General features: G+C 66.0%; 16 protein-coding genes. 6 read left to right on the top strand and 10 right to left on the bottom strand.

What is annotated here, in order from left to right:
* Positions 1-62: 62 nt before the first annotated feature.
* Positions 63-2,618, bottom strand: coding sequence for a GcvT family protein (locus tag MX571_RS07700; RefSeq protein WP_247415178.1), 2,556 nt, complete (start codon positions 2,616-2,618; stop codon positions 63-65).
* 240 nt (positions 2,619-2,858) lie between these two features.
* Positions 2,859-5,429: a GcvT family protein gene (locus MX571_RS07695; RefSeq protein WP_247415176.1), complete on the bottom strand. Its 2,571-nt coding sequence runs from the start codon at positions 5,427-5,429 to the stop codon at positions 2,859-2,861.
* Positions 5,430-5,641: 212 nt separating this feature from the next.
* On the opposite strand from MX571_RS07695, the gene MX571_RS07690 reads away from it, so the two are divergent.
* Together MX571_RS07690 and MX571_RS07685 are read left to right on the top strand one after the other, a co-directional pair.
* Positions 5,642-6,712 (top strand): DUF8073 domain-containing protein, encoded by a 1,071-nt coding sequence (locus MX571_RS07690; RefSeq protein ID WP_247415174.1) that lies wholly within the window; start codon positions 5,642-5,644, stop codon positions 6,710-6,712.
* Positions 6,713-6,770: 58 nt separating this feature from the next.
* On the top strand, positions 6,771-7,637 hold the full coding sequence (locus tag MX571_RS07685) for a methylenetetrahydrofolate reductase (RefSeq protein ID WP_247415172.1): 867 nt from the start codon (positions 6,771-6,773) through the stop codon (positions 7,635-7,637).
* An 84-nt stretch (positions 7,638-7,721) separates the two neighbouring features.
* On the opposite strand, the gene MX571_RS07680 is transcribed toward MX571_RS07685, so the two are convergent.
* The 5 genes from MX571_RS07680 to MX571_RS07660 all read right to left on the bottom strand — a co-directional run bounded on the left by MX571_RS07680 (position 7,722) and on the right by MX571_RS07660 (position 11,444).
* A complete protein-coding gene (locus MX571_RS07680; protein ID WP_247415170.1) occupies positions 7,722-9,095 on the bottom strand; it encodes an aminomethyltransferase family protein in 1,374 nt (457 codons plus the stop codon).
* A gap of 231 nt (positions 9,096-9,326) precedes the next feature.
* Positions 9,327-9,986, bottom strand: coding sequence for a helix-turn-helix domain-containing protein (locus MX571_RS07675; protein ID WP_247415168.1), 660 nt, complete (start codon positions 9,984-9,986; stop codon positions 9,327-9,329).
* A gap of 278 nt (positions 9,987-10,264) precedes the next feature.
* Positions 10,265-10,510: a homing endonuclease associated repeat-containing protein gene (locus tag MX571_RS07670; RefSeq protein WP_247415166.1), complete on the bottom strand. Its 246-nt coding sequence runs from the start codon at positions 10,508-10,510 to the stop codon at positions 10,265-10,267.
* Between the two features lie 291 nt (positions 10,511-10,801).
* A complete protein-coding gene (locus tag MX571_RS07665) occupies positions 10,802-11,137 on the bottom strand; it encodes a hypothetical protein (RefSeq protein ID WP_247415164.1) in 336 nt (111 codons plus the stop codon).
* Positions 11,130-11,444 carry a hypothetical protein gene (locus tag MX571_RS07660; RefSeq protein WP_247415162.1) on the bottom strand — a complete coding sequence of 105 codons (315 nt, stop codon included), beginning with the start codon at positions 11,442-11,444 and terminating at the stop codon, positions 11,130-11,132. The genes MX571_RS07665 and MX571_RS07660 overlap by 8 nt, the downstream gene beginning before the upstream one ends.
* A gap of 534 nt (positions 11,445-11,978) precedes the next feature.
* Between MX571_RS07660 and MX571_RS07655 the strand changes: the two genes are divergently transcribed.
* The 3 genes from MX571_RS07655 (at position 11,979) to MX571_RS07650 (ending at position 13,957) form a co-directional block, all read left to right on the top strand.
* Positions 11,979-12,284 carry a hypothetical protein gene (locus MX571_RS07655; RefSeq protein WP_247415160.1) on the top strand — a complete coding sequence of 102 codons (306 nt, stop codon included), beginning with the start codon at positions 11,979-11,981 and terminating at the stop codon, positions 12,282-12,284.
* Between the two features lie 772 nt (positions 12,285-13,056).
* Positions 13,057-13,668, top strand: a complete 612-nt coding sequence (locus tag MX571_RS22965; protein ID WP_497007252.1) for a hypothetical protein — start codon at positions 13,057-13,059, stop codon at positions 13,666-13,668.
* 85 nt (positions 13,669-13,753) lie between these two features.
* Positions 13,754-13,957, top strand: coding sequence for a hypothetical protein (locus MX571_RS07650; RefSeq protein ID WP_247415158.1), 204 nt, complete (start codon positions 13,754-13,756; stop codon positions 13,955-13,957).
* A 416-nt stretch (positions 13,958-14,373) separates the two neighbouring features.
* Here the strand turns inward: MX571_RS07650 and MX571_RS07645 are convergent, their stop codons facing one another.
* From MX571_RS07645 to MX571_RS07635, 3 genes are all read right to left on the bottom strand, one after another.
* Positions 14,374-15,150, bottom strand: coding sequence for an IclR family transcriptional regulator (locus MX571_RS07645; protein WP_247415155.1), 777 nt, complete (start codon positions 15,148-15,150; stop codon positions 14,374-14,376).
* 68 nt (positions 15,151-15,218) lie between these two features.
* Positions 15,219-16,607, bottom strand: a complete 1,389-nt coding sequence (locus tag MX571_RS07640) for an MmgE/PrpD family protein (protein ID WP_247415153.1) — start codon at positions 16,605-16,607, stop codon at positions 15,219-15,221.
* Entirely contained in the window at positions 16,604-18,037 is a 1,434-nt protein-coding gene (locus MX571_RS07635) for an FAD-dependent oxidoreductase (protein ID WP_247415152.1), read from the bottom strand. Before MX571_RS07635 ends, MX571_RS07640 begins: the two co-directional genes overlap by 4 nt.
* A 107-nt stretch (positions 18,038-18,144) precedes the next feature.
* On the opposite strand from MX571_RS07635, the gene MX571_RS07630 reads away from it, so the two are divergent.
* Complete coding sequence (locus tag MX571_RS07630) at positions 18,145-18,519, top strand: nuclear transport factor 2 family protein (RefSeq protein WP_247415147.1); 375 nt, start codon at positions 18,145-18,147, stop codon at positions 18,517-18,519.
* Positions 18,520-18,584 lie beyond the last annotated feature (65 nt).

Genomic DNA, 18,584 nt, shown 5'->3' with positions numbered 1-18,584 from the left:
GTCTGTGCCGGGTGTCGGTCGTCTGGGCCGAGTGTCGATGTCGGTCGTCGGTCCGTCCCTCGTTATCGCAGGATACGGTCCCGTCCGGGGTCGAACAGCGGTTCGTCGCGGACGGTCGCGTCGTAGGTCACCCCCTCACAGAGGACCTGGACGGCCGTCCCCGCCTCGGCCACCTCGCTCGGGAGGTAGGTGTAGGCGATGGACTCCCCGATGGAGTAGCCGAAGTCCGCCGCCTGGACGTAGCCGACGGCCTCGCCGTCGTCGTGTAAGACGGGACGCCCGCTCGACAGGATGTCCGTCGAGTCGTCGAGCGTGATGGGGGTGATTCGGCTCTCGACGCCCGATTCGCGGGCCTCCTCCAGCGCCGCCTTCCCGACGAAGTCGGTGTCCAGGTCGACGGCGAACGGGAGACCGGCTTCGAACGGGTTCGCGTCGGTGTCGATGTCGGTCCCCCACAGTCGATAGCCCTTCTCCAGTCGCATCGATTCGAGGGCACCACCGCCCATCGGTCGGACGTCGAGGTCACGACCCGCCTCCCACAGCGTCTCCCAGAGGCGCTGGCCGTACTCGACCGGTGCCCACAGTTCGTAGCCGAGTTCCCCGACGTACGAGACCCGCAGTGCGACGACGGGCACCTCGCCGACGTAGAGCCGCTTCGCCCGGAAGTACGGCAGACCTCCGTTCGAGATGTCGGCGTCGGTACAGCGCTGCAACAGGAGCCGCGCCTTCGGTCCCCACAGGCCGACCGTCGACCTCGCGCCCTCCTCGACGGTGACCGAGACCGTGTCCGGAGCGCGTTCCCTCAGCCAGGTACCGTGGATGCCCGGCGAGTTCCCCCCGCCCGTCGTCACCATGTACCGCTCGTCGTCCAGTCGGACGACGGTGACGTCGGCGAGGATGCCGCCGCCCTCGTTCAACAGCAGCGAGTAGCGGACCTGTCCGACGTCGATGTCCACGTCGTTGCTACACGTGCGCTGGAGGAACGCCCCGCTGTCCGGCCCCTCGACGACGATGGAACTGAACGAGGTCATGTCGAACATCGACACCGCGTCGCGGGTGTGGAGGTGCTCCGCCCCCTCGATGGGCGACCGGTTGATGGACTCCCACCCGTCCTGCTCGGAAATCTCCTCGGCGTACCGTTCGACGAGGTCGGCGTTCGACTCGTACCACTGGGCGCTCTCCCACCCGCCGCTCTGGACGAAGTTCGCACCCAACTCGCGTTGCTGGTCGTAGAACGGACTCCGTCGGAGGCCGCGGTGGTCCTCGGGTTGCCACCGCGGTTCGACGATGGAGTAGACCTGCCGATACCGGGTCGAACCCCGGTCGACGAAGTACCCCTTCTCCCCGGTGTGCGGTGCGAACCGGCGGACGTGGATACCGCCGACGTCGACCGGCCCCGACGGGAGGCGCGGGACGTCGTTCTCCATCCACTCGGCGACCAGGCGACCGTACCCCCCGGAGTGGGTCCACCAGATGGCGAGCGCGCTCCAGAGGTCCTCGACCTGTGCGGTCGGTCCGACGGCGGGCATCCCGTCCGGCGTGAAGACGAAGATGCCGTTCTCGGTCACGGCGTACTCGGCGTCGACGCTGGCGGGCAGCAGTTCGTCGAACGCCTGCTTCGCCGACGTGTCCCGGTCGGGGTGGGTCGCCCGCTCCCAGTGTCGTCGGGAGAACTCCCGGACCGACGCCTGGCGGTCCTCGCTGTTCGCCCCCATCGTCTCGGGGTCGACCGGGAGCGACTCGTGGTTGTACGACCCCATCCCGAGGGCGTCGCCGTGGTTGCGGAAGTACAGCGAGTGGTCCTGGTCGCGGCCCACGGGTTGCGTGGGGGCTTCGCTCATGAACTCCTGGATGTCGCGGTTCCCCGGCACGTCGAGGTCGGTGGTGTTGTCGCCCACGGAACTGCCGTACTCGGACAGTTCGTCGAGCGGTTCGGTGACGACGTACTGGTGTTCGACCGGGGCGATGGGGAGGTCGATACCCGCGAGACGGCCCGTCTGGTAGCCCCAGTTGTTCGTCGCGACGACGCACCGCTCGCAGTCGATGCGTCCACGGTCGGTCTCGACCGCTCGAATCGTCCCACCCTCGACCACGAGGTCGGTCACCTCGGTGTCGCCGTAGAACGTCGCGTCCGAGTGCTCGATGTACCACTGGAGGGCACCGATACCGTCGACGCGACCGTCGGTCGGCGAGTAGTAGCCGCCGAGAATCTCGTCGGAATCGACCAGCGGGAGGTGCTCGACCACCTCCTCGGGGCCGAGCAACTGCGGGTCCGGCAATCCGTACGAGCGTGCGTTCTCGACGCGGCGCTGGAGGAAGTCCATGCGCTCGTCGCTCCGAGCGACCTCGATACCGCCCACCTCGTCGTACACGCCCATCTCCGAGAACAGTCGACTCGTGTAGTGAGCCGCCTTCGTCTGCACTTTCGAGGGCGACGTCTGGAACATGATGCCCGGCGCGTGGACCGACGACCCGCCGGTCACCGGCAGCGGTCCCTGGTCGACGACGACCACGTCCTGCGCACCGAGTTCCGAGAGGTGGTACGCGACACTACACCCGACCGCCCCGCTACCGACGATGACGGTCTCGGCACTGGATGGAAGCTCGCCAGAACTCATGTCAATCGGTCACAATCTCGAACGCTCGGAATATTAAGTACTCCGGCGGGCGGGCCGGCGCTCACGACGAAACGGTGTCGAAGACGCCTCAGGAGCGCCGACGCGGCATTTCTCGGTCAGTACCTCGACGGTCGGCCGACTGCGTTCTGTCGGGGGCCCGACTGCACCTCGACGCGTCCACGAACCACAGCGTGACAGAATCGACACACGAGGAGACGCCGGTCGTGCGGCCGACCGAGGTCAGTCGACGAGCGGTTCCTCGCGGACGGTCGCCGCGTACCGGTCGCCCTCGTAGCGCACGTCGAGTTCGGTCCCCGGCTCGGCGTACTCGGGCGGGAGGTAGGTGTAGGCGACACAGGCCCCGACGGTGTAGCCGTACTCCGCGCTGTGGACGTAGCCGACGGGGTCGTCGCCGTCGAGGACGGGCCGGTCGGCGAGGACGACGGCCTCCGGGTCGTCCAGCGTCATGCAGGCGACCCGCTTCGAGCGGTCGCCGTCGGCGGCCGCCGCGACGGCCTCCTTCCCGATGAAGTCGGTGTCGAGGTCCACGGCCCACCCCAGTCCCGTCTCGTAGGGGTTCTGCTCGGTGTCGAGGTCGACGCCCCACAGCCGGAACCCCTTCTCGATGCGCAGCGCGTTCAGCGCGCCGTTGCCGTAGGGTCGGAGTCCGTGGTCCTCGCCCGCCTCCAGCAGGTACCGCCAGAGCGTCTCGCCGTACTCCGAGGGGGTGTACAGCTCCCAGCCGAGTTCGCCGGCGTAGGAGACGCGCAGAGCGGTCACGGGCACGTTCCTGACGAAGCACTCCTGACTCGTGAAGAACGGGAACGCATCGTCCGAGAGGTCGACGTCCGTGACCTCAGAGAGGACGTCGCGAGCGTTCGGGCCGGTACAGACCATCGCGGCGAGGCTGGAGGTGACGTCGGTGACGACGACGCCCGCCGGGGCGTGTTCGCGCACCCACGCGACGTGGTTGTTCCCCACCTCGCGACCGGTCGTCAGCAGGAGATATCGGTCCTCGTCGGTCCGGGTGACGGTGACGTCCGCACGGACGCCGCCGGACTCGTTGCACATGAGCGTGTAGCGCACCTGCCCGACGTCGATGGCCATGTCGTTCGTACAGAGGCGCTGGACGAACTCGCCGGCGTCCGGGCCGACGATCTCGATCTTGTTGAACGAGGTCATGTCGTGGAGCCCGACGTTCTCCCGGACGTTCAGCGCCTCCGCGCCTTCGAGCGGGGACCAGTACGTCGCCTCCCACCCTTCTTGGTCGGGGATGCGGTCGCCGAACTCCTCGAGGAGGTCGGCGTTCGACTCGAACCACTGGGGGACCTCCCACCCGGCCTCAGCCCACAGTTCGGCGTCGTACTCCTCGTGGACGTGGTACATCGGCGTCCGCCGAATGTCCCGCTGCGTGTCCTCCCAGACCCACTTCGGGTGCATGACGTTGTAGACGATACGGTACTGCTCGCCGCCGATGTCGCGGGTGAACTCCCAGCTCCCCTCGTGCTCGTCGAACCGGTTGACGTCGGCGTGTGCGAGGTCGATGGGACCGTCGGGGAGTCTGGGCGTGCCGTTGACCATCCACTCCGCGAGGGCCTTCCCCGCCCCGCCCGCGTGTGTAATCCAGATGGCTGCGGCCGTCCAGAGCCCGTCGTACCCCTCGACGGGACCCATGACGGGGAGGCCGTTGGGCGACTCCGCGAACATCCCGTTGTACTTGAACTCCAGGTCCTTCCCGGCCGTCGCGGGGATGAGTTCGTCGCTCGCCTGGCGCGGTGCCTTGTCCGGGCGGTCGGGATGTGTCGCCTCGTTCATGAACCGCTCGGTGAAGTCGTGTACCGACGCCTGGTTGCCGTCGGGGTCGTTGCCGCCGAGCTCCTCGGGGTTCGGGACGACCGGGTCGTGGTTGTACGATCCGATACCGTAGGAGTCCCCGTGCGTCCGGTAGTACATCGCGTTGTCCTGGTCGCGGAGGATGGGCCGGTCGGGAGCCGCGAGCAGTCGCTCGGCCTTCTCGCCCGAGACGTTCTCGTAGTTCTCGTACAGCGGGTGGTCGGTGACGTCGACGGCGTTGTCGGCGAGCTCCGCGAGCGGTTCGGTCATCGTGTACTGGTGTTCGACCGGTGCGACGGGCAGGTGGACGCCCAACGTCTCGCCCAGCTGGCGTGCCCAGATGTTCGTCGCGACGACCACCTCGTCGCACTCGATGCGGCCGCGCTCGGTGACGACCGCCTCGACCCCGTCGGCTCCGACCTCGACGTCCTCGGTTCGCGTGTGGGGGACGAACGTCGCACCCCGGTCCATCGCCTCCCGAGCGAGCGCGTCGCAGGCGACGACGCCCGACGCCTGACCGTCGGTCGGGGAGTAGTACCCCCCCTGAATCGCCTCGGGGTCGACCAGCGGGAGGTGCTCGACCACCTCCTCCGGGCCGAGCACCTGTGGTTCGTCGATACCCCACGCCAGCGCGTTCTCGACGCGGCGCTGGAGGAAGTCCATGCGCTCGTCGCTCCGGGCGACCTCGATGCCACCGACCTCGCGGTACGCCTGTTCACCGTCGGCCCCTTCGAGCGTCGAGTACAGCTGGCGGCTGTAGTCGGCGAACTTGGTGAGGATCTTCTCCTCGGCCGTCTGGAACATGATGCCCGGCGCGTGGGTCGACGAACCGCCCGTCGTCGGCATCGGTCCCTGGTCGACCACCACCACGTCCTCTCGGCCGAGTGCCGTCAGCTGATAGGCGACGTTACAGCCGACGATACCGGCACCGACGACGACCGTAGACGCGTCCGTCGGAAGGCTTTCGGTTGGGTTCATGAATCTCCCTCGGATGTGCCGCAGGTGTGACAATATAGTTACTGCCACCCTCGGCCGACTCCTCGACGTATCCGACACCGTACCGGTCGAGCGGGCGGGTCTCGACCGCCACAGCGGGAGTGACGGGCGACGCGACGCCCGCACCGGGTGGTCTTGAAGGGGTTCGATAGTCAGCATCTATCCTTATCCTCCACAACGTGTCATGAAGTAGCATGATTGTGGGACTCGGCCCCTCGTTCGATATCCTCTCTCGAGTCGTCGAGGAGTACGAGTCGCACGGCCAGGCGGTCGAGAACGTCGAGGTACGGACGACGGACACGGCGGCCGGTCGGCTCGAAGCGACGCTGGAACTCCCAGTCTCGTTCTGTCCGGCCCCCGGGAGCGACACCGGCGCTCGTCTCGAACCGACGACCGCGACACCGACCGGACCGGACGGCGTTCGAATCGAGTTCTCGACCCCGATGCTCGACGGTCTCGACGAGGCGACGGCGAACGCCGTCGACACACGCGTAGAGGAGACGGTCGTCACCGACGACGGGGTCGTGCTGACCGTGCGCCTGTGTATCGACCCCTCCGAGGGCGGTCCGGCGGAGACACCACCCTCGACGGCGGGAGCCCAGACGGTGACGGTCCCGCCCGAGGACGATTCGTCCGCGGACGACCCCCCAGCACCGAGCGGTGACGACGACCGCGACCCTGCCATCGCCGAGCGACTCGCGACAGTCAGAGACGAGACGCTGCCGCCGTACGAGGACACCGCCTTCCTGACCCGGCTCTACGAGTCCTGTGACACCTTCGCGGAGATGAACCGATACGTCGAGATGGACGTCTCGACCGAGACCGTCCGCCGGTACATGATCGACGCGGGCGTCCACACGGCGGTCTCCTACGAGACGACGGCGAGAGACGCCCGACAGACCGACGACCGGCAGACCGACGACCGGGTCGACGGCGGCGCGACCACCGACGAGGAGACGGTCGACACCGCGGTGATCGAACACGGCTTCGAGCGCATCGCCGACGAGACCGTCTCGCACCCCGACGGCGTCACGCTCGACGACCTCGTCGCCGCGGTCTGTGCCTCGGTCACGGTGTACCAGGTCCAGCAGCGCCTCGGGCTCGACCGACGGACGACGAGACGACTACTCGGCGAGTTCGACCTCCTGGAGTTCGTGGTGCACCGTATCAGCGACGACCCGAGGCGGGAGACCTCCTCCGAGGAGGTGCTGGAACGTATCGCGGAGAAGACGACACGACCGAGCGACAGCCGCTCGGTGGTATAAACGGGTTCGCTGACCCACCCACAGAACGATGATACAACGTCTCCTCCCTCCACCCATCATGTCGCTGGAGACGTCGTCCGTCGCCGACACGACGGGCGTCGGGACGCTCCTGACGAACGCGCGGTTCGAGCTGATGCCGTTCGAGAGCTTCGACGACGAGATTCGGTACCTCCCGGACGACGCGACCATCGCCATCACGACGTCGCCGCAGCTCGGTATCGAGCGCACCGTCGAGCGAGCCGAGCAGGCGGCCGCCGCCGGGTTCGATGTCTCGCCACACATCGCCGCGCGTTACGTCACCGACCAGAACCACCTCGAGGACATCGCTCGACGCCTGACCGACGCCGGCATCACCGATATCTTCGTCCCTGGCGGTGACCGCGACGAACCGGTCGGCGAGTTCGAGTCGGCGCTCGACCTGCTCGAAGCGCTCGAGGAGACCGAGTACGGCTTCGACCACGTCGGCATCACGGGGTATCCGGAGGGACACGGGTTCCTCGACGACCAGACGCTCTCGGATGCGATGGCGGCGAAGGAACCCTACGCGACGTACGTCGTCACGCAACTGTGCTACGACCCGGACGCCATCGTCGACTGGATCGAAGTGGTCCGTGACCGAGGTGTCGACTTACCGATAGAGGTCGGGATTCCGGGCGTGCTGAAGTACCAGCGGCTGCTGACCATCTCCCAGAAGGTCGGCGTCGGCGACTCGGTGAAGTTCCTCAAGAAGACGTCGGGTATCCTCGGGTTCGTCAGACAGCTCGTCGGCTCGCGGGGAGCGTACACGCCCGACGACCTCGTCGACGGACTCGCCCCGTACGCGGACGACGAGGCGTACGGCATCGGTGGCCTGCACATCTACACGTTCAACGAGACGGCCGACACCGAGGCGTGGCGACGCGAACGGCTCTCGGAATCGTCCTGAACTCGGAATCGTCCTGAAGACGAGCGGCCACGAACTGCCAGCGGAATCGGCGGGGAATCGAGGTGGCTCTCGACTTCGACTCGCTCAGTCGTCGTTCGCGTCCCGTCGCGCGTCGAGTTTCGCCTGCTCTCTCGCGCTCGGATTGACGGACTCCTTGAACGGCACCTCCGCGACGGTCGCGAACACCGGTTCGCCCGGTGTCTCGGCGTACTCGTCGGGGAGGTGGACCGCGAACTCGATGTCGAGGTCCTCCTCGTATATCTCGTCGTTCAGCGCCGAATCGGTCTCTGCCTGGAGCTTCTCGGCCGGAACGAACCCGAGGCCGATGTTCGTCTCCAGTTCCGGGTTCCACCACGGTGAGGTCATGTAGCCACACTCCTCGCCGGTCTCGGGGTCCGAGACGAGCCAGAAGTCGGGCGCGTAGTCGCGAATCGGCTCGCCGGCCATCTTCAGGCCGACCAGTTTCAGCGAGAACGGGTACTCGCCGTCCTCGATGAGCGCCTGCTGTCGTTCGAGTTCCTCCTTGCCGATATAGTCGCCCGCTTTCTCGCTCGGGACCTGATAGCCGAGGTTGACCTGGAACGGCGACGTCTCGTGGTCCATGTCCTGGCCCCACGAGAGGATGCCCGCGGCGATTCGGCGGTGGTGGCCGGGCGCTATCTGCATCCCGCCGTGAGCTTTGACCGTGTCCAGTACGGGGTCCCAGACGCGCTCGGCGTTCTCCATCGCGTCGCGAACGTAGATCTCGAACCCCTTCTCGCCGGAGAAGCCGGTCTGACTGACGATGACGTCACAGCCGTTCACCTGGGTCTCCATCAGCCCGTAGTACGGGATGTCGCTGACCTCCTCGCCGACGACCTCGACCATCACGTCCTCGGAGAGCGGTCCCTGAATCTGCATCGGCGCGACGTCGATCTCGTCGATCTCGACGTCGAAGTCCATCCCGACGTTGACGCCCTGCAACCACTGCATGAGCGTCGAGTCCGAGATGGAGAACCAGAACTCGTCCTCGGCGACGCGGAGCAACACGGGGTCGTTCAGGATGCCCCCGTCCTCGTTACACAGGATGACGTACTTCCCGCGCATCGGGTCGATTGCCGTCGCGTCGCGCGTGATGACGTAGTCCGTGAGCGCCTCGGCGTCCGGTCCCTTCACCCGAATCTGGCGCTCGACGGCGACGTCCCAGAGCGTCACCGCCTCGGTGAGCGCTTCGTACTCCGCCATCGCGCCGCCGTCCTCCGGTTTGACGAGTCCTCTGGGGTGGTAGATACGGTTGTACACGGTACACCGCCACGCTCCCTCCTCGTTGTACGACTTGTGGAAGAACGGGGACTTCCTGACACGGGTCGAGACGAGCATCTCGATGCCGGGGTCGCCGCTCTGGCGGAGGTTCCGGGGAAGCACTCTGTCCGACTGGTCTACGCTGGGGTAGTTGGGGTGCTTTGTGTTGTCTGACATACCTGAGAGAGTCCCCTGCACTCGCTAATAAACGAGGTTGCTGAGAGTACATGGTGTTTTTATGCTAGTCAATACCACAGCCGTGTGACCCGGTAGCGGTGGCGGTCGATTGTCGTCCGCTCTGCGGTCGGCAGTAGCCGCTTCGGCCGTGCGGAGAGCCACGAGGGACCCCCGGATGGAACGACAGGTCTCGGAACGACGCGCTTTACGACGCCTCCGTCGACGGCCGAGTCACTCGTGGTGGTCGTGTTCCGCGATGGTCGCCGCGAGGAGGTTCCGGATGCCTCGCCGCAGCCGACCGCTCATCGCCGTCGACGACAGGTCCATCTCCGACGCCAGGTCGTCGAGTGAGACGTCTCGCGGTTCCTCGAAGTAGCCGCGCTCGTACGCCAGCGCCAGCGCGGTCCGCTGGTGCTCGGTGAGTCCGTAGGAGGTCTCGCCCCCCGCGTCCTCGTTCGCGTATATCTCGATGATGTCGAGCGTGATGTCCTGGTCGGAGGCGTAGTTCCAGATCTCGTTGAGCGCGCTCCGGTCCGGGAGCAGGAGTCGGACGAACCAGCCGTTCCCCGTCGTCTCGGTGTGGAGCAGGAACCCGTTCACGTCCGTGACGACGGTGCTGATGAGTCTCGTCTCGGCGGAGTGTTCGATGTAGTAGATACTCTGGTCGCCGGTCCGGTCGATCAGGTCGTAGGCCTCGACGGTCGGGTCGTCGTCCAGTGCCGCTTCGAGCGCCTCCGGGTCGGGGTAGTCGATACGGAACGGGAACACCGTCGCCCCCGGATTGGTGTTGCCGTGTGGAATCACCTCCATCGTCACGTCCGCGAGCCTACCGAGTGTCGGGACGAGAGCGAGCCGGTCGTGGGAGATGTGGATGGTTACGGTTATCGACATACGGTTCGGGCCGCTCGTCTCTGTACGTTCGTCCACCCGACGACCGACACGACGGGTGCTCGACCGATACGCCGTGAGCAGCCAGGTCGGCACGGCGGATAGCTGTATTCCAAACAACGGCAGCGTTCACATTACTCTTCGTACAGGAGTTCCGAGGAGAACGACGGGGAACTGCGACGAGGACGTGCAGAGCCGACACGGAGAGTCGACGGCCGACTCCGTCCACGGCCGGTTCACTCACTAAGGGAGCGACGTGGGAGACCGAGTGCGCCAGCGAATCAGTCCTTCGCAGCGCCCTCTAGCGACCGCCAGTCGAACCGGGTGGCTTCGACGGGAGACTCACCCGACGCCGTCCAGTCGTCGTACGCCTGTTCGACCGTTCGCCACTGGTGACCGAAGCGCTTGTAGTAGGTGTTGACCGAGTGGTGACCATCTCGAATCACGTCGTTGGCGGTCGGAAACCGACCGAGGGACGCTTCCAGTCGTTCCAGGTCCCGGAGGAGCGTCTCACTGCTGACGGTCATACACGCAACTCACCCGATGTACGAGATAAACATTGCCGAGCGAGTATTATTTCTGAGAGTGACACCATCTATATTGATAGATGGGGTCCGTGACCGGGCGTCCTCCGACCAGGAGGGCGGTCAGACTCCAGCCCCCGACGACGACTGACGATGTAGCCCTCGGTGGCAGTTCACGGTTCGAAGCTCCCCAGTCGCCGACCGCGGAGCGAGTGGCACGTCCACGCCCCGCGTCTATCAGCACGGGCGCCCGGTTCCTCTGAGCCACGTCGCTCTGACCGAAACTGTTTCCAGTCAACTCAGGTCGCGGGCCCAACGGTCAGTGGGCGTCGTCCCGATGGACCGCGATCGCTCGCCCTGTTCGGTCGACGGCTGTGAGACCATCGATTCGACCGTCGACGTCGTATCGAGGTACGGGCCATCCGGACGCGTGATTCGCGTGAGCAAGCCCAGGCGTCGGTACAGCCAGAGCAGTTCGCCGAGGTCGAGGTCCGCGACTGGAGAGGCGCGCACTCGCTGTGCGACCTGCTTTTCGGAGACCGGCGCGTTGTCGTCCAGCCACCGCAGGATGGCCAGTTGCTGATCGTCGTCCGCGACAGCGTCGATCGCGAACTGACCGTCGTCACTCATCGGTCCGGGAAGCGTCTCGTCGGTCGTCGAAGACGTATCGCTCGACATACAACATCGATATTCTCGATAGACGTAATACGTCAATGCTTGCCTCGACCAGCAACTGGTCGCGACTAGTATCGCCAGTCGTGCCGCCCGCTTCGTAGAGACCCAGACCGCCGAGGCTCGAGACGACTCCGTGGCCGACCGTCTCCTCGTTCGGATGCTCTCTGAACGTCTCCCGTGGGAGCGGAGGATGCGGAGTACGATCACCGTCGCCAGCGAGGATCCGGAGGAAACGAGAGGATGGCCGGTACGCCGTCCCCACCGTGGCGTGACCGGCCCGGGGAGTCTGTGTGCCAGAGAGGGGCGGTCGTCGGAACCGCGTCTGGGCCGACTCGCCCACGTATAGTGGGCTTTCAGGTGGGACAAATTCCGGTTGCACTCACGCGACGTTCACCGCGGAGGTCATATACCCCACTGGACAGTCGCCCAGCGTCCCGTCACCGACCCACCGGTCGGTGGAGCGATTTCGATGCTCCTGCTCGGCCGAGTACCGCATACCATGTCAGCGCCAGCGAGTGGTGGCCTGCCGCCCGCTGGTTCGGGGACGGGGCGAGTCCGCGACTCGCCTCGTGTTCTGTCTACTCGGCTATACCCGCACCCTCTGTGGCCCGAACGACGAGAGCGAGTCATCCCCACAGCACTGTGCGTCCGTGTCTGATTCTCCCGTGAGACGGCCTATCGTTCACGGATTCACAACTTAAGATATATATTTGCTCGAACCAGAGTTAAGATATCGCGGCCCGGTTTCGCTTCCTCTCGGTTCGGTGCTCTCTGGGTGCAGCGAGGTTCGATATCAATGTGGCAAGAGTACATTATCACCGCAGTGACGCTCGTTTTGACGGTCTCGGTTCTCCCGACGATTCGCGACCGACACGCACACATCCCGCTCGCGACGTCTGGTCTGACGACGGCAGGCCTCTTCGTGAAGACGCTGATGTTCGGGTCGATGGGGATGACGTATCCGGCTGCCGGCGCTGGGCTGGGCTGTCTGATGTGGGCGCTGCTCGCCTACCTGCGCTCGGGCATCCGCGAGCGACTCGTTCCGTCGCCGCCCCCGACACCGGACTCGACGGTCGCCGAGTTCGCCGTCGGTGACGACTGAACACGACCGAGACAGGGACCGAACAGCCGACGGCCGGCTGCATCACGCCCGAGGAATCCTCACCCTCCACCGGCGTTTATTGACGCCGGTGAGGGTATCTCGTAGACGTTATCACTTCCAGGAGAGGCCATCGACGAGATCCGCTTCTACCACTACTAACTATCTTCAGCAGCGCTTCCAGAACCGCCGCTTCCAATCGGTCGAAGTCACCCGTCAGGAGCTTTTCACGTCGCTTTCGACCACTTCGAACGTGGCGCTGCCACACGGGCAGGACCGTCTCTGTCCAGGAGCGTCGATGTGCCCGTCAGACCACGCTTCGATTCGGTACGTTCGATCGCACTCGACACACTTGATCGTAATTTGAGTGAGCACGTGGTGTTCCCCCAGTCCAGTGACGACCACCCGAGTCGTCGTCCTGGCCCTCGATAGCCGTGGATTACGGATATCCGTAGATAAATGCTCGCTGCCGAGTATCGTCATCGAGAATCGGTGGGTTCCGAGCGCGCGTCGGACGCTGTCGGAGTCCACCGCGACGCCGACCTCGTTCGTCCGGAACCAGGGAGGCGTGAACGGCGCGTCGTAGCGGAGAAACCGGGGAGTTTCCCGCTGGTTCGATACCGTTTTTTCGAGTACCGTCCTGAGACGTCGCTCAACGACATCGTCACCTGGTCAGTGCCGGTCGTCTCGACGGGCGCTGTCATCGCGATAGACTCGCCGCCCCGGTCGTCCCCGCCCCCAGCAGCGCGAGTTTCGACGGAAGCAGTCATGGCGAATGGCACCTCCGTCGGTCGCTACCGACTCGGTAGAGCGAGTGGGGCCACGCAGGCCCACGAGTCACGTCGGCTCTGGGACCGAGGCAGCGTCAGCGTACCCGCCTGCTCGCTCGACGCGAGCGCCCGTCACGGTCGTCTTCGACTACCACCACCAGTTCGCGAGTCGCGGCCTCTCGTATCGCGAGGCGTTCGAGCGGGCAGCGGCGACGTGGGGCGATATCCGTCCGGTCGCCCACTACTCCGAGCCCGCGTATCTCTACGGCGAGGAGACCCGTCCACAGTTCCACGCCGACTACGTCACAGCGGTCCCCCACTGGTCACTCGCTGGAGCGGACGTGATGCGCGAAGCCACGGCGAAAGAACGACGCTGCTTCGCGTTCGCGGCGACCGAGTCACCCCCAGTCGGGGCCGACGCTTCGCGACCGTTCGCAGACGCCGGGCGCCGACCCACGGTTCGCACCAGAAGTGATTACACGGAATGGTTCGACCAACGAGCGCGTACTGGCCGCTGTCTATCGTCTATCGGAGAGGGGTCGTCGGAGCGCCCTGGACCAGACCGATTCTCGTGTCGAGATGACCGTCTTACTGGCGCTCGACCATCGGTACGGTAGCTCACCGACAGTGTGGAGGGAGATGGCGGCTCACGGACGACGGCCTACGACTGACTCGCACGATTCGACGGCGGACCGGTCGAAAATGCGGTTCGAGATGCGACTCGGCCCAGATAGACCGCCGGACCTCGCAGCAGGACACAGGAACGAGTTCGAGGCGTCCGGCGAGCGGTACCCCGATGAGTGCGGACTCGACGCTGCTCGGTGCAATCCACCTCCCGTCCAGCAGTTCTCGCTCGACGAACGTGTCATCGAGCGCTCGGACCTGCACATCAGACGCCTGTTCTGAACGTCCGACGCCACCAGTCGTCGGTCTGGAACACCCCCGCCCGAGATAACTCGATGACACCAGCTCTCTGAGCGTCGGAGTCGGTACAGTTATGAGCAATTACTTCTGCATTGGTTCGGTTCGTCTCGGACGGAGGGTTGCCCTTCCATCCTCCCGCCGACCCGATACCTCCTGCGGACGGTCGCCAGGACCTCCTGTCACTCGGATACGTCCATCCCCTCGCGGTTCGAATAACAAACATATTTCTGTTATTCCAGCGCCGTCGATCCGCGAACGCTGTTCGGACATTGCGAACGTACGTTCGTAGTTCCGCCGGGAGTGCACGCTAGACCCCACTCTCAGTGCTACGGCGTCGTCGGACCGTCGAGGGTGACTGGTGTCTCGGGCCACCACAGGCTATCTGGCGGTGGGTCCAGCTACGAGTACGTCGCTTTCAGCCCGATGACCCGAGCGGACCGCCGGACGAGTTGTGGGATCTCCTCCCGATACCAGTCACCGTTGATACGCGTCGTCGGGCCCGAGACGCTGATCGCCCCGATGACACCGCCCTGGTCGGTGAGTATCGGAGCCCCCACGGCTCGCATTCCGACCGTTCGCTCCTCGTTGTTGAACGCGACTCCACGGTCGCGAATCGTCGCCAGTTCCGCTTCCAGCGTCTCGCGGTCGGTGATCGTACCGTCAGTGACTGCGGAGAGGTCGAGCGAGTCGAGAAGTTCCTCACGCTTCGCTTCGTCGAGAAACGCGAGGTACGACTTCCCCACGGCTGTCGCGTGTAACCGAACGACCGTTCCGATGTGTGAGTCGGTCTGTACCGCCTGGTCGGTCGTCGCCTGGTAGATGTAGATACCGCGGCCGTCCTCCTCGACCATCACCTGCCCGCGTTCGCCGACTTCGTCGATGAGCGAATCCGTCTCGTCCTTCGCCACCTGATAGAACGACGACCGAGCGCGTGCCCGGTCGCCCAGTCCGAGGAACCGGAGTCCGACGTAGTAGGTGTCGTCCTCGTCCTTGGTGACGTACCCGAGCTCCCGGAGCGTCACGAGGTGTTTGTGCACGTTGCTCTTCGAGCGGCCCAGTGCCGTCGCCAGCTCGGAGACCCCAGCGCCGTTGACTTCGGACAGCTGTTCGATGATTGCGAACGACGTCTCCGTCGCGCTCACCGTGGCGGGCCCGGATTCGGGGGGTCTGGACATGGTTGTCTCTGATTGGGTGACTGACGACAAAGGAGTACCGCTTGTGTTCGCTAATTGCGAACGCTATTTCAACTGTCGGTAGCGAGTGCTGTAGCCGTGTCCCTGACCGCTGAACGACGGAGTGTGCTGAGCGCGTCGTGTGCGTCGGCAACCGCAGCGTCGGGGAGACCCCAGGCGAGCAGCGTCCGGAGCCGTTCGTCGAACGCCTCGTCGTCGATTGGGTCGCGGTAGTCGCCTCGGGGGTACGTCCGCTCGGCAGCGTGGCGAGACCCGTCGGTCAGTTCGACGGTCACCCGCGCACCCCAGTCCTCGGAGAACGCCGCCTCGAACGCGCTGTCGACTCGCACCTCGACGCGCTCGGCGAGCGACCTGACCGCAGGGTCGGCGATGCTCTCGGGGTCGAAGTGCTCCAACGTTACCTCGCCGCTCTGGAGATACCGAGCGAGGACGTAGGGGATAGAGAACTTGGCCCCAGTGAGGGTATCAGGGTCCTGTCGCCTCATCTCTGCCGCGTTGGCGTACGTCTCGACGACGATTCGGTCGATGTCGTCGGGGTCGAACTGTGAGACGCCGTCGACGTCGCGCAGTGCGTCCAGCGGCGGGTGGGTGTACCGACAGGACGGATAGGGCTTGAAGTAGTTGTACGTCGACTCCCAGCGCTCCCCGAGGTCGGCGAATCGGTCGGTGAGCCACCCAGGGTCGGCCTCGTCGTCGTCGAACGGGTCGTAGACGGCCTCGATGACCCCACCGGAGCCCGTCATCCCCGCCCGCGCTTGCTGAGCCATCAGTACGCCTACGCTCGCGCTCGCTCCGGCGGTGAGGTTCCGCGACGGCGGCCCGCTCGCGTACGGGTCGTCCATCGATACGACGGCGCGGTTCGCCGCGAGGCGGAACGTCTCCCGGACCGTCGCGGTGTCCGCACCGGTCGCGAGGACACCTGCGAGCGCCGGCCCCACGACGGTCCACGTCGCGTGCGGATTGCGGACTAACCAGGGAACAGCGTCGTTGATGCGCCCCTTCATGCGAAACAGCGCCTCCTCCAGACGGGCACAGACCTCGTAGGCTCTGACACACGCCTCCACGAACTGCTCACCGCTGGCGTCGGTCGCCTCCGCCACCGCGAGACCGCCGACGACGATACCCGAGCCGACGTGTCCACCGGTGTTGTGCCCTTCTTCGACTTCCTGGACGATGGCCGCGGTACCGTTGAGAGCCGCCGCCTGCATCGGAGCGGTCGTCCGGTCGGTCCCGAGGACGGTCGCGGGTCCTGCCGGGAGGTCCATCGCCGCCCAGGTCTCACGGTACGGCGGGGCCGCGCTCCCCGCGACCGTCGCGGCGAGGACGTCGGCGACCGTCTTCGCGCCGTGTTCGAGCACCTCCTCGGGCACCGGGGCATCGAGGAACTCGAACACTGCGGCCTCCCACTCCCGGACGGGCTCCGGTGGCTCGCGCGTCATAGCGTCTCCGCGACGTGCTCGCCCGCGAGTCGGCCGTAGCCGAGGGCGGTCGTCAGTCCGTTCCCGCTGAGGTACCCGCCGGGGCCGTGACCGCTGATACCTGCGGCCGCCCCACCGCCCGCGTAGAGGTTCTCGACGACGGACCCGTCGGTCCGGACGACGCGCGCGTGCTCGTCGACCGACAGTCCGCCCTGCGTGTGGAACAGCGCACCGGTGATCTTCGCGCCGTAGAACGGCGCCTCCAGCGTCGACCGACCGTCGGTCCGCCCCACCTCGTCCGGTTCGTCCGCTTCGACGGCCTGGTTGTACCGCTCGACGGCCGCCGTCGCCTCCGCCGGGTCACACCCCAGTTCCTCGGCTAGCGTCGCGACGTCGTCGGCCGAAGCGTACGCGCCCAGCGCGGCCGCCTCGTCGAAGTCGTCGAACTCGCCTTCGAGCCGGTCGAAGATGTCGGCGTCGAAGAGCTCGTACCCCAGCCCCTCGGGCTGTTCGAGGACGTCGACGGCGAAGGCGGAGTAGCCCTTCGTCTCGTCGCCGAACCGCCGTCCCGCCTCGTTGACGAGGATGCCGCCGTTCATCACGACCGCGTACGTCGACAGCGACCCCGTCTGGTGAGCGACGGTAGCGTGCGCCTGGTAGGCGTCCATACACGACAGCTCCCCGCCCAGCTGTGCACCCCAGCGGATGCCGTCACCGGTGTTCCCGTCCGACCCGAAGTACAGAGCGTCGGCGATCTCCTCGCAGTGATTCGCGACCATTCGCCGGTTCCCGGCGAACCCGTCGGTCGCGAGGACGACCGCACGAGCGGCGACCGCCTCCGTGTGCCGTTTCCCCGTCACGGCGCCGACCACGGCGTCGTCGTCGGTGACCAGTTTCCGCAGCGGCGCGTCGGTGAGCAGTTCGACGTTTTCGGTCGCCTCCGCCCGGTCGACGAGTTGAGAGACGAGGTTGTCGCCGTTCCGCCCCGGAGGGGCGTGCATCCGGAATTCCGAGTGTTTGGGGTACTTGAAGTCGTTCACGAGGTGGAGGTCGATACCCCAGTCGTCGACCAGCCAGTGAATCAGAGGGGCGCTCTCCCGACAGAGGTGGTGCACCCGCTCCTCGTCCGCGGCGTACCCGTTCTTCTCGAGGATGTCGCGGGCCATGTCCTCGGGGGCTTCCTCGATGCCGGCCGCCTGCTGGAGCTTCGTCCCGGCTGCGGGAATCATCCCCGTCGATAGCGACGTGTTCCCGCCGAACGACCCGGACTTCTCCAGGATAGTCACGGTCAACGCCTCGTTCTCCGCAGCGGCGAGTCCGGCGACGAGACCGGTGCCACCGCCCCCACCGACGAGGACGTCGGTCTCTACGGCCCAGTCGACCTCGTCGGCCGTGACGACTTCACCGTCGGCTTCCTCGATAGTCGGGGGGCTGTCGTTACGTGATGCCATACAGCACACGTCGGCCGGGGGCGCCGTAAAGCTACCTCACCGGGGAACTCGCCTCCAGCGGGTCGGACTGGAGCAACAGTTTAGCCACCTCCACAGTGAGAACGAGTATGGCGTCGACACCACGCGCGGTCGTCGAGGAACTGTTCGAGCGGATGGCCGACGAACAGCGCCGCGGGACCATCCGCGAACTGTTCGCCCCGACGGCGGTCATCACGCTTCCCGCCGCTCGCTTCGAGGGGCCGGACGCCGCCGACGAGATGCTCGACTGGTTCTCGTCGCGGTACGAGTGGGCCGACAAGGAGTTCGACCGCTGGGTCGTCTCGGGAAAGGACGTCGTCTGCCTCGGGACCCTCTACGGCGTCGACTCGAAGGGCGAACGGTTCGACGGCGTTCGCTTCGTCGACGTCTACGAGGTGACCGACGGTCGGGTCGAGCGGATGGTCGTCCACAACGACCTCGTCGTCGACGGCGTCGTAGAGTAGCCGGCTCGGCTCGTCGGTCTCGTAGTGGTCGTCGGACGGCGGTACCACGAAGAGGCAGATGGCCG

It is taken from the genome of Halomarina salina (assembly GCF_023074835.1).
In the GTDB taxonomy this organism is placed as follows: Archaea; Halobacteriota; Halobacteria; order Halobacteriales; family Haloarculaceae; genus Halomarina; species Halomarina salina.
The sequence above is the reverse complement of the archived record's forward strand: the minus strand, read 5'-3'. Positions and strand labels throughout refer to the sequence as shown.